This is a genomic window from Nitrosophilus alvini (assembly GCF_015100395.1).
GTDB classification, from domain to species: domain Bacteria; phylum Campylobacterota; class Campylobacteria; order Campylobacterales; family Nitratiruptoraceae; genus Nitrosophilus; species Nitrosophilus alvini.
The window spans coordinates 407,062-419,340 of record NZ_AP022847.1 but is presented as its reverse complement, the minus strand read 5'-3'; the positions used below and the strand labels follow the sequence as shown (position 1 = coordinate 419,340).

The 12,279-nt window shown below is 34.8% G+C and carries 8 protein-coding genes; all 8 read left to right on the top strand.

Annotated features, from left to right (window positions below; genetic code table 11):
* The first annotated feature begins 14 nt into the window (after positions 1–14).
* From EPR_RS02245 to EPR_RS02210, 8 genes are read left to right on the top strand one after another with little or no spacing between them, the layout of a single operon-like run.
* Entirely contained in the window at positions 15–1,280 is a 1,266-nt protein-coding gene (locus tag EPR_RS02245) for a PelD GGDEF domain-containing protein (protein WP_200763636.1), read from the top strand.
* On the top strand, positions 1,277–2,278 hold the full coding sequence (locus tag EPR_RS02240; RefSeq protein ID WP_200763635.1) for a tetratricopeptide repeat protein: 1,002 nt from the start codon (positions 1,277–1,279) through the stop codon (positions 2,276–2,278). Before EPR_RS02245 ends, EPR_RS02240 begins: the two co-directional genes overlap by 4 nt.
* Positions 2,275–3,792: a GT4 family glycosyltransferase PelF gene (gene pelF / locus EPR_RS02235; RefSeq protein WP_234697156.1), complete on the top strand. Its 1,518-nt coding sequence runs from the start codon at positions 2,275–2,277 to the stop codon at positions 3,790–3,792. Before EPR_RS02240 ends, pelF begins: the two co-directional genes overlap by 4 nt.
* Positions 3,780–5,147: an exopolysaccharide Pel transporter PelG gene (pelG, locus tag EPR_RS02230; protein WP_200763634.1), complete on the top strand. Its 1,368-nt coding sequence runs from the start codon at positions 3,780–3,782 to the stop codon at positions 5,145–5,147. The genes pelF and pelG overlap by 13 nt, the downstream gene beginning before the upstream one ends.
* Positions 5,125–7,854 carry an endo alpha-1,4 polygalactosaminidase gene (locus EPR_RS02225; RefSeq protein ID WP_200763633.1) on the top strand — a complete coding sequence of 910 codons (2,730 nt, stop codon included), beginning with the start codon at positions 5,125–5,127 and terminating at the stop codon, positions 7,852–7,854. The genes pelG and EPR_RS02225 overlap by 23 nt, the downstream gene beginning before the upstream one ends.
* Positions 7,835–8,890: a tetratricopeptide repeat protein gene (locus EPR_RS02220; RefSeq protein WP_200763632.1), complete on the top strand. Its 1,056-nt coding sequence runs from the start codon at positions 7,835–7,837 to the stop codon at positions 8,888–8,890. The genes EPR_RS02225 and EPR_RS02220 overlap by 20 nt, the downstream gene beginning before the upstream one ends.
* Complete coding sequence (locus EPR_RS02215) at positions 8,890–10,533, top strand: tetratricopeptide repeat protein (RefSeq protein WP_234697187.1); 1,644 nt, start codon at positions 8,890–8,892, stop codon at positions 10,531–10,533. Before EPR_RS02220 ends, EPR_RS02215 begins: the two co-directional genes overlap by 1 nt.
* Complete coding sequence (locus EPR_RS02210; protein WP_200763630.1) at positions 10,527–12,248, top strand: hypothetical protein; 1,722 nt, start codon at positions 10,527–10,529, stop codon at positions 12,246–12,248. The genes EPR_RS02215 and EPR_RS02210 overlap by 7 nt, the downstream gene beginning before the upstream one ends.
* Positions 12,249–12,279: the final 31 nt, after the last annotated feature.

Here is a 12,279-nt window from a genome sequence, read left to right as displayed (position 1 = left end):
AAAGAAAAATTTTTATGAAGTTTATAAATTTTTTCGGGAACGGGAAGCTTAGGTCATATTTTGAAGTTTTTCTTATCAGCACTGTATCGATAGCAATAGGATGGTATATTAACCGAGAAGATCCGCTGCTTCTCCAGAAACATTTTTCATACTATCTTCTGCTTCTTTCTATAATTTCACTCTATTACGGTTTTGGTACGGCAATTCTATGTATGACGATTTTTGCTGTATCTCTTTTAATTTTTTACGAGACGTTTCCTTATGAAATATTTTCCATGTATCTGCTTATGGCTTTTATATTGAGCGAGTTTCATTATTACTGGAAAAGAAAACTCCAGGAGTATGATGAAGTAAATGATTATTTGAAAGAAAAACTGGAAGAGACCGCAACAAACCTTTTCATTCTCAAAACTTCTCACGACCAGCTGGAAAAAAACTATATACTTAAACCTCTGAGTATCAGAGAGACTCTCAAAGAGATAAAAGAGATGCTTTATGAAAACGAAAAAAACTATTTCGAAGAGTTTTTAAAACTCACAGGAAGAGTCTGCGGTATAGAGTCCGCATCTTTATATATAAAAGATAAAGAGGGGAATTTTAATCCGGTTTCTACTTTAGGCAAAGAGAACATTCCATTTCACATAAATGATCCTCTGCTAAAAAGTGCACTTGAAGAGAAGTCAACGGCATATTTTACGGTTGCACATGCTATGAAAAATACAGAATATATTGCAGTTATTCCCGCTGTAACCAGTCAAAACAGTGTAAAAGGCATTCTTCTTGTTAAAGAGATCCCTTTTTTAAATCTAAACAAAGATAATCTTTTGACAATAAGCCTTTTTCTTTCATATTTTATAAATACATACGAAACAGCAAGAGACTACTCCTATCTAAACAAAAAATTCCCCACAATACCGGAAGTTTTTATAAAAGAACTTGACAAAATAGTAGCACTTAAAAACAGGTTTAAAACTCAAAGCAGTATCGTGATATTCGCATATGAGAACAACAGCATGGGAGAACTGATAGCGGCAAATATTGAGAAATCTCTCAGAGGAATAGACACACTCTATACCTCTATCAACTCAAATAGATATAAAGTAGTCGTACTGCTTCCCCTTACACCCAATATTGGTGCTATGGAATTTATCAAAAGAATAAGAAGAAACATCTCATCAGACTTTGGAAAAGAGTATGAAGAAAATATCTCATCTACCCTGCTGACACTTATAGATAAGGACATAGAAAACATTTTGGCAAAAATGGAGTCTGTAAAATGAGCGCATCTGTATACAAAGCTGCAGGAACATCGATTTTCTTAGAAATAGGAGCATTGGGTGCACTTAAAAGTACAAGTGCTGCGGCGCAGATGGCAGGTTTTTTCACATTTCATTCATTGGCAAGCGCTCTTATAGCATATGCAGTCTGGATTTTGTTGCCAAAAAAATATAAAAATCCAAAGTTTTACTCTTTCTCTCTTATATTTATCGTATGTTTTGTTATGCCGCTATTTTCTTATATCGGATTTATTGTTTACAACATTATCCTAAGAACACAAAAAGAGACTAAACCTCTGCCAATAAATAAAGCGAATTTTTCCGATATAATCGCAGAAAAAATAGTAGTACATAAAAGGAATTACGGAGAGAGTTCTTTAAAAGTTTTTGCATTGAAAAAAGAGCTGCCAACAGAACTCAGACTCAAAGCTTTTTTACTACTGACAGAACTCAAAACCCCGGAAAGCATACAGCTTATCAAAAGCGGACTTAAAGACCCGAACGACGAAATAAGACTTCTATCTTTCAGTGTTATAAACAGACTTGAAAAGGAGTTGAGCACTCAGATACACGACAAAATCTCTCTCATAGAAAAAACAAAAGATAAAAGACAAAAAGCAAAAGCCCACAAGGAACTGGCCAGATTATACTGGGAGTATATCTATATCGGACTTGCGGACAGCGAATATAAAAAATTTATTTTGCAGGAAATCGAAAAACATGCGCTGAGTGCACTTGACGAACTGAAAACTGATCCATTCATACTCATAACACTGGGCCGTCTGTGTCTTATAAAAAAAGATATAGATTCTGCATATGAACTGTTCAAAAAAGCTGTATATATCGGCTCTCCGGAATACAAAACCGTACCGTTTCTCGCCGAAATACATTTTTATAGAAAAGAGTTTGCAAAAGTAAGAAAAATATTTTCAAATCATCCTCATATGCGTTATGATCCGCAACTTTATCCCATTATTGCACTTTGGGAGGAAAAAGTTTGATAAATTTTTTCAAAAAAAAAGAGATAGACGTGCTTATAGTGGCAGAAGGCACATATCCTTATATCAGAGGAGGTGTTTCTACATGGATACATCAACTTATAACAGGTATGCCGGATATTAATTTCGGTATTGTTTTTCTGGGAAGCAAAAAAGAGGATTACGGTGATATTGTATACGATCTTCCCAAAAATCTGGTTTACCTTGAAACAGAGTATCTGTTTGGCAATAGCCACAGGTTTGAGCCGGAAATTATGAACGGCAGCAATAAAAAATTTGAAGATATAATAAAACTTCAAAACTGGTTTAGAAAAAAAGAGCTATCCCCAATGCCGCAAAATATAAAAAATATAGATTTTTATTTGAAACATATAACTAAAAAAGAGTTTTTGTACAGCAAAAATTCATGGGACATTATACAGTCCGAATACCTCTCGTTTACTCCAGAGAGCGCATTTATCGACTATTTCTGGACGGTTAGAAATATGCATTCTCCAATATGGAATGTTGCATCCATTGCATCGAAAATAAAATGTTTCAAAATAGTCCATTCGCCCTCTACGGGCTATGCAGGTTTCCTGGGAGCACTGCTTGGTTTCAATTACAAAAAACCTTTTATTCTTACCGAACACGGTATATATACCAGAGAGAGAAAAATCGATATGCTCAATGCCGACTGGCTTATAGACAACAGAACAATTTTTCAAAAAGAATTGGGAACTATAAGCCATATAAAAAATATGTGGATTAAATTTTTCGAAGGTATAGGAAAAATCTCCTATGAAGCCGCAAACCCCATAATATCCCTTTTTGAAAATGCGAGAAAAATTCAGATAGCGTACGGGGCAGCACCGGAAAAAACAAAAGTAGTTCCAAACGGAATAGACATTGAAAAATTCAAAAAACTGCGCCACTTGCGAAAAGAGAAGATTCCAAAAGTCATAACCCTCATAGGTAGGGTCGTTCCTATAAAAGATATCAAAACATTTATAAAAGCGATGCGTATAGCAGCAAACCGTATCAAAGATATAGAAGGCTGGATAGTGGGTCCCGAAAACGAAGATCCCGACTATGCAAAAGAGTGCAGGCTTTTGGTAGAGACTCTGGGACTAAAAAACCATATCAAATTTTTGGGATTCCAAAGAGTAGAAGATATACTGCCCAAAACCGGAATTTTAACCCTGAGCTCCATCAGCGAAGGTATGCCTCTTGTGGTAATAGAGGGTTTTGGAGCGGGTGTTCCTGCAGTTACCACCGATGTAGGCTCATGCTCTCAGCTTATCTACGGGGGAATAGACGAAGAAGATAGAAAAATAGGCAGTGCCGGCGAAGTTGTCCCCATTGCAAACCCATCCAAACTGGCTCAGGCCTACATAAAACTGTTCGAAAACGAAAATCTCTGGGAAAAATGTCAAAGTAACGCAATAAAAAGAGTCGAAACATATTACACTATGGAGGTTTTTCTAAATAACTACAAAAACATATACACGGAGGCTATTCAAAATTGGCAGGTATAGGATTTGAACTTAGAAAGATTTTAAGCGAAAAAAGACTCTTCTCCATACTGAAAGCTTACGGCTACTCCGCAGCGGTCAGCTCCGGTCCCTGGCTAATATCCATAATAAGCATTCTGATTGCTGGATTCATTGCAAAAATATATCTAAAAGACCAGCAGATCGTAACACAGTTTCAGGTAACGATTACCTATCTTATAGCTATCAGTCTGATATTTACAAGCTTTTTCCAACTCTCTTTTACAAGATATATAGCCGACAGGATATTTGAGAAGAAGATAAACAAAATCCTTCCCAATCTTCTCGGAGCAATCGGATTTAATATGGTTTTCGGATTTTTTTTCATCTTTCCTTTTGCACTGATTTTCATTAATAGCGCAGGGGTTCTTTACTCTCTTCTTTTTACATTTTCATTTACAGTTCTTTGCGGTATCTGGATAGCAAATGTTGTACTTTCCGGACTTAAAAACTATAAATTCATAATTCTTTCTTTTTTTCTCTCCTATTTTTTGATTTTGGTACTTGTTTTTACTTTCGGCAAACTTGGGCTCAATGCACTTTTGGCATCTTTTTTTGCCGGACATGCTATGCTCTTTTTTCTTCTGGCGGGACTTATTATAAAAAAATACCCTTCCGATAAACTTGTAGAATTCGATTTCCTGAACGGCAAAATGTTCCGTTCTTTGATATTTACCGGATTTTTTTATAACGCAGCAGTCTGGGCCGATAAATTCATCTTTTGGTTTCATCCACAAACCAGCGGCCATGTTTTAGGCTTTTTAAGAGACTCTGCCATATACGATCTGCCCATTTTTCTTGCATATCTGGCGATTGCGCCCGGAATGGCAGTTTTTTTACTTAGAGTTGAGACAGATTTTGCGCAAAAGTACGAAGAGTACTATTCTGCTGCAAGAGAAGGTGCAACACTTGCTCATATCTATAAAAGCGGAAATGAGATGATAGAAGCTGCAAGAACGGCACTAATCGAAATAATAAGAATACAAAGTATCATAACAATTATGCTAATAATATTTAGTGAACCCATCTTTAAAATGCTCGATATGCCGCTTCTGTATCTGCCGCTTTTTTATATAGACCTTGTTGCCACGCAGCTACAGCTCTTTTTTATGTCTTTGCTTGCTATAATGTTTTATCTTGATAGGAAAAGAAGTGTTTTTATTCTTACTTTCTTCTTTTTGGTTCTGAATGTGGGGTTGACTTTTCTTTCCATAGAACTTGGCCCCTATTTCTTCGGTTACGGATTTGCTCTATCACTGCTTATCGTCTCAACTGCAGGCATGTACCTTTTAAACAAAGATTTCGAAAGGCTTCATTATGAAACGTTTATGCTGCAGTAAACTATTTATTGCTTTTTTCCTCCTGGCAGCATACGCACTGGCAGCACAAAGAGCTGTTCCCTCGTCTGTTGCACTCTATTATGATCAAAATCCGCCCAGAGAGATATTCAGACTTTTTGACTGGATAGTTGTCGACCCAGACGCAACAGCTATAAAGAAAAATAGAAAAGAAGCCGTAATTTTTGCATATGTAAGTATAGGAGAAGTTGAAAAAGAGAGAAAATATTTCAGCAAAATAAAAAAAGAGTGGATTATAGGCCAAAACAGGGACTGGAAAAGTTTTATAACAGATATAAGAAAAAAAGAGTACAGAGATTTTCTAATAGAGACTGTTTTGAAAAAACTTAATGATTATGACGGATTTATGTTCGATACACTTGACTCATATCAGCTTGTACTAAAAGATAAAAAAGAGCGAAAAGAGTATGAAAAAGCTCTTGAAATTTTTATAAAAGATGTCAAAACAAAATTCCCCGAAAAAAAGATTATAGTAAACAGAGGTTTTGAAATACTGGAAAATATCAAAGAAGAGATTGACGCGGTTTTGGCAGAGTCTCTTTTCAGCGGAATTGATACAAAAAATATGCAGGTCAAAAAGATCGGTGCCGAAGATACAAAATGGCTAAAAAAAAGGCTAGACAGAGTAAAAAAACTCGGCTTGCCGGTTATAGTTGTAGATTATGTGGAGCCAAAAAACAGAAAAGAGGCAAAAGAGATAGCAAAAAAGATAGAAAATAACGGTTTCATTCCTTATGTTACAGACAAACACCTTTCAACCGTAGGAATAAGTACTATAGAGCCTATTCCAAGAAAAGTACTTATCCTCTTTTACGGCAGTGAAAAAGAAAAATGGAAATATGATGCACACCTACTCTTTTCCATGCCTCTTGAGTATCTCGGCTTCATTCCGGAACTTTGGAATATTAAAGAAAAAGGTCTGCCTGATACTTTTTTGGCCGACAGATATGCCGGTGTGATTGTTGCACTGGAAGGAACGGTACCGGAAAATCAGGATGAATTTTTCAATTGGATTTTACAAAAGAAAAAGGAGGGCATAAAGATACTTTTTCTAAACGATTTCGGATTTTCGGATAACTCCTATTTAAAAAAACTTAATATAAAAGTTTCAAAAAATCTTTCAACTCCATTTGAAAAATACCGTATCTTACATAAAGACAAAATCGCAAACTTTGAAACCGAACCTCTTATTGAGCATACCTACTATCTTCTATATCCACAAAAAGGAGAGGTTCTTATAGAAGCTGAAAATTCAAAGGGGCAGAAGTTTGCAACTGCCGCAATTACGCCATGGGGAGGATATGCACTTCAGGGGAGTTGTACGGTAGAGCTTTTCGGTGATACTCTTTGGGTTTTAAACCCGTTCCAGTTTTTCAAAAGAGCCCTAAGACTGCCGGATATTCCAACTCCCGATACCACAACTGAAAACGGCAGCAGAATAATGTTTGTCCATATAGATGGTGACGGTTTTATGGAAAGGGCTGTTTGGGATCAGAAAAAATTTGCATCTCAGATACTATATGAAGAGATTTTAAAAAAGTACAAAATTCCTCACTCTGTATCGGTTATTGAAGGAGAAATCGCCCCATACGGGCTTTATCCCGAAATATCGCCAAAACTTGAAAAAATTGCCCGCAAGATATTTTCTTTACCTAATGTTGAAGCGGCAAGTCACAGCTTTTCACATCCTTTTATATGGGAATTTGCACAAGCAGAAAAAGATGGATATACTCTCTCTTTGAAAAATTATAGATTTAATCTTAAAAGAGAGATACTTGGTTCTATAGATTATATAAACAGACAACTTTTAAAAAACAAGAAAACTCGCCTTTTTTTCTGGACCGGTGACTGTCTGCCAAACAAAGAGGCACTTAAAATATGCTATGAAAACCAAATTTTGAATATAAACGGAGGAGATACGATCATAACGGATGAACATCCCTGGCTTATATATATATCGCCGCTTGGACTATATAGAGGAGAGTTTTTCCAGATATATGCCCCGATACAGAACGAAAACATTTTTACCGACGGCTGGACAAACTACGCCGGTTTTAAAAAAGTTTTGCAAACATTCAGACTTACCGGCTATCCCAGAAGAATCAAACCGATTAATATCTATTACCATTTTTATTCTGCCTCAAAGCAATCTTCTCTTAAAAGTCTGAAAGAGATTTATCTATGGGCTATGAATCAGAAAACGATTCCGATATATACATCCGAATGGATAAAAAAAGTATTGGACTTTGAAAATATAGCCATTGCGATCAAAAAGGACAAATGGATAATAAAAGGTGACGGTCATCTAAAAACTCTGAGACTTGAAGGCTTCAAAAACATCGATTTTGCTGCATCAAAAAATATTGTCGGGGAAAAGTATGATATAGGCTCTACTTACGTACATTTAAATGATTCCGGGGATTATGAACTTAAACTTGGCAAAGAAGAGAACGCTTTTTCTTACATCATAGAAGCAAACTCTTTATTGAAAGATTTCAAACGAAACAAAAGAGGCTTCAAGGCTGTTTTTAAAGGGTATATTCCCATCAAAGTCAAAATTAGGAAAAGAGAAGAGTGTTCCTATAAAGTGATTGGACCAAAAGACTACAGAGTTTCTGAAAAAGAGAATATGATTATTTTTGAATTTGAAAAAAGCAAAGAGGCGACAATTGAAACCGAATGCAGATAAAAACAGCGTAAAACAGCAGAAACTTTTTGAGTGGTATGAGATAGCCGGTTTTTTTGTTATTGTTATGGCTGTGCTGTTGCTGCTGTTTCCTGAAGATAAAATTTTGCAGCTTTTAAAAAAAGAGACATCTAACAACACTCTTACTATACAATATATAGAAAATATAAGAAAATTCTATAAAGCGGATTATCGCTTTCTTTTTTTGCTTGTTGAAAAATATCTGCAATCCGGTGAAATAGAAAAAGCCCGAAAAGTCATAGATGACCTTAAAGAGAACTATTTCGATACAGAAACAAAAAAAATACTCCTACTTGAATACAATCTCGAAAAAACGAAATATTTCTCAAGCAGGAAAGATAGAGACAAAACAAGAAAAAATCTGAAAAAAATTCTTTACACCTTTTATAAAAATGCAGAAAAAAAAGAGGATTACAGATTTGTTTACAAAGAAGCACTCTCTTTCTCTTTTTTTGATATCGCAATGAAAGCCGTTGAGAGACTGATAGAGTCTGGAAACAAAATTTTCTGGCTCAATCAGGCTGCATCGATTGCACTTCAAAATTCTGATTTCAATAAAAGCGAAGAGTTTTACAAAGAGCTTCTAAAAATTGATCCGAAAAACAGAAAAAAATATCTAAAGAGACTTGCCTCTTTAATGGTCCAGACATCAAAACACAAAAGAGCAACTGAATATTATGAGAAACTGGCCGCACTAGATAGAGAAAAAAGCCTCTTATGGTATGAAAAAGGCGCATTAACCGCTCTTGCCGGAGGGCTCTATGGAAAAGCGTCAAAACTATATATTGAAGCGATGAAACAGAGTAAAAAAGGTGCCAGAAAAATATATTTTCTAAAGGCTTTAAACTCTTTATTATCCGGAAACAGAACAAAAATGGCCGCAAACCTTATAAAGCGGTACGGAATGGAATTTGCAAATGACAAAGAGACGGCAAAAAGTATGATAAAAGCGGCTCTTGGCGCAGGTGAAACAAAACTGGCACGAAAAATTTCAGTCAAATTGATGGAGAAGTATTGATGAAGTCCGTTTTTGCAATACTCTTTTTATCTTTTTTTCTCTTTTTTTTACCGAATCTGTCTGCACAAAATATCAATTTGGCAAATGCATCGAAAAAAGATGAGAGCTTTAATCTAATGTTAAGAGCATTTTTGGACAGCAACGACCTGGAAAGCGCTTACAGACTTGTGAAAAAAATTGTCAAAAAATATGAACCGAACAATATCTACTACAGAGAGTGGCTCGCAAAACTCTCATTGTGGACCGACAGAGGCAATGAAGCTCTTGAAAACTACTACTATATTTTTAAAAAAAGTGGCAAAAAAGAGCTAAAAAAACAGATACTCGACCTCTCTCTTTCTCTAAAAAGATATGACATAGCAGAAGAGATTTTAAAGAGTATGATACAAAAGGGGGATTTATCAAAAATCAAAGATTTGACATACGTATTCAAAATGAACGCTCACAGTAAAGATGGAATAGCTTTCTTTAAAAAGATATATAAAAAAACTGGCTCCCAAGAAGTGCTTTTTGAGATTCTGCATCTTTTTGAGTCTGAAGGAGATGTGGAAGGAATGTTGAAAACAGCCGAACTTTTATATAAAAAACAGCGGTTTTTTCCTACTGGTACCGCTTTAAAAGTAGCACGTACACTCTATTCAAAAAGAAAAATCAAAGAAGCATACAGAGTATTGCTACAAGCAAAACCGTATACCAAAGATGATAACTATCTTTTTTGGAAAACTCTTTTGCAGCTATCTTTGGTTTTACAGGAGTTTGAGAGTGCCTATGAAGCGTTAAAAAAAATAGAGAAAAGCAAAAAAGCCGATATAGATGATATTACGAAACTGATTGTTTTTTATGAGAAAAAAGGGAAGAATAAAGAGGCAATGAAACTTGCATATAAAAACTGGATAAAATACAAAAATCCAACTCTCTTTTTTCATTTTGTGCGTATCGCTTCCAATCTAAAAAAATGGAACAAAATCATATCTGCCTGTCAGGATATAAAAAATGAACGACTATTAGAAAATCCGTATTTTTGGATCGTTTTATCGAAAGCTTATCAGGAAATCCAAGATATAGAAAATGCAAAAGAGACCTATAAAAGAGGTTTAAAATATACAGATTTTTCAAATGATCTTTTCACATCTTTTATCTGGTTTTTGATAGATACAAAAGAGATAAAAGAGCTCAAACACTATATCTCAAAATTTGAACGTATTGCCAAAAATGGTCATACCAACGCTCTTTTATCAGCATATATAGCACTCAAAAAACATCTAAAAGCGATGGAAATTATAAAAAAAGAACTATCCAAAGAGCCGGATAATATCTCTTTACTTATCCTCTACTCGGATATTCTTCAGATGTATGGAAAGTTTGATGAAGCTAAGTTTGTCAGATTCAAAGCGTATAAACTATCTTTGGCGGCAATGAAAAGAGACAGGAATATCTTAGGCAATAGAGAATTTTTTGAAAATCATCTCAGGCTAGCTTTCTTTTTTGAGCCGGCATACAAAATATCAAAACTTATAAAACTAGGAGAAAATCGTTTTGGAAAAGAAGCAGTTTTACCATACATAATATCTTTGCATCTGTCGAGAAACAGTTATGAATCTGCACAATTTATAATCGAAAGATATGGGGTCAAAAAATGGTAAGATTTTTCTTTATAATTTTTTTAGCCGTTTTTTCTCTTTATGCCCAGGAAAACAGGGTTTACTCTATTCAGCTTTTAACTTCAACAGACAAAGAAGCTGTAAAAAAGATATATGAAAATCTTCCGGACAACATAAAAGATTTTAGTATCATCTACAAAACAGAGAGAAATCTGTCAACTATCAGATATATGATAGATAAAAAAACAACACCCCTCAAAAGATTGGTACGAACTATCGATTTTAAAAAAATTAAAAAACTGCCAGGAGACTACAGTATAGTAAATACAGACCCGCAAAAGGCTAAAAATCTCTTTTTGAAAAAGCTCTTTTACCTTAAAAAAGAAGGCAAAGAGAAAAAAGCAAAAAAACTTTTTAAGATTCTGAAAAATGTTTTCAATGATATTGATATTTTGAAAGAAGAAAAAGAGAAAGAAAAATTACCACAAAAGGTTGCATCTGGCAAAGAAAAAAGTATGAAAACAATCTCTTTAAAATTTCCGGATGACGAGCCGGTTAAAAAAGCAAAGACAGATATCAAAAAATTTGAAAAAAGAGCTGAAAAAAAAGAAATCTCTTTTTTGCCGGAACCATGGATGGAACTAAATATCGCTCTTCACGATTATAATAAGGAAAAACTGCATAAAATTTTACAAAATTATATGGGTATGCTGCCACACAGAGACGAGGTGGAAGCACTTAACAGACTCAAAAGATATGATGAGGCATTGAGCAGAGCTTACGGCTATATGGATAAATACAGATATGATTATCTGCTTTACAAACAGTATAATGACCTTTTATCGGAAAATTCTTCAAAAGTATCAAATACTTTGGATTATACAAAGAGAGGCTCTTTGAAACAGATAACGGATAAAATTTTTGTTAAAAAGAGAGTTTCTCAGACAATTTTTGTTAGTTCTGGTTTTATTTTTTCCAAAAACAAAACACTGGATACCAGTGAGATAAAAAATATTCCCACATCGGAAAAAGAGGCGTTTATAAGAGTAAAAAAACTGTTGCACAGAGGCTATATCTACGCAGAGGCCGGATATAGAAAATCTGTTGAGAATTTCGGCACTGCAAAAATACAATATTTTTCAAAATGTACTGATAAGATAGATACTTCCATAAAAGCTGCCATCGGCAGTAAAGCTGATGAGACTCTTTTTACACTGCTTGGTGGCAAAAAAAATCTCATAGGAATCGATTTTATTTATAGAGTTTCAAATAGACACAACATCAGTGTGTATATGGAAAATGCCTATTACTATTCTCAGGATGACAAAAAGACGGGCAGCGGTAAAAAAATAGAGATAGAAGGCCTTTACAGGCTAAGAAACTCTTATCCTGATTTCACATTTCGTTCATATTTAACAAGTGCCCGTTTCAGCGAAAAAAGCGAAAAAGGTGTAATGAAACCTCTTTCTCCTTATTCAGATTTCAAAGCACTGCCGGAGTCTTACCATGAAGCAGGCATCGGTTTTCTTTTCGGATATGACCAAAAGTACATATATACAAGAAGATGGAGACCCTTTTTGAGTTCCTATTTATCTTTCAACAGCGTTACAGATACAGGATTTGCCATTGAGACAGGAATGGGCGGTCCGCTTTTTAGAAAAGACAACCTGAGTTTCAGTATCGGGTATTCGCAAAACTTTCAGGGAACCGCACAAGATTATGTTAAAACATTGCTTTACTATTTTTATATTTTTTAGAGATGTCCTCAGTTGTCACGAATATCACGAG

Bases quoted from the DNA above. Each gene is read 5' to 3' on its own strand.
- EPR_RS02245 (WP_200763636.1), top strand. From the start codon at position 15: ATGAAGTTTATAAATTTTTTCGGGAACGGGAAGCTTAGGTCATATTTT.
- EPR_RS02210 (WP_200763630.1), top strand. From the start codon at position 10,527: ATGGTAAGATTTTTCTTTATAATTTTTTTAGCCGTTTTTTCTCTTTAT.
- EPR_RS02215 (WP_234697187.1), top strand. From the start codon at position 8,890: ATGAAGTCCGTTTTTGCAATACTCTTTTTATCTTTTTTTCTCTTTTTT.
- EPR_RS02225 (WP_200763633.1), top strand. From the start codon at position 5,125: ATGAAACGTTTATGCTGCAGTAAACTATTTATTGCTTTTTTCCTCCTG.
- EPR_RS02240 (WP_200763635.1), top strand. From the start codon at position 1,277: ATGAGCGCATCTGTATACAAAGCTGCAGGAACATCGATTTTCTTAGAA.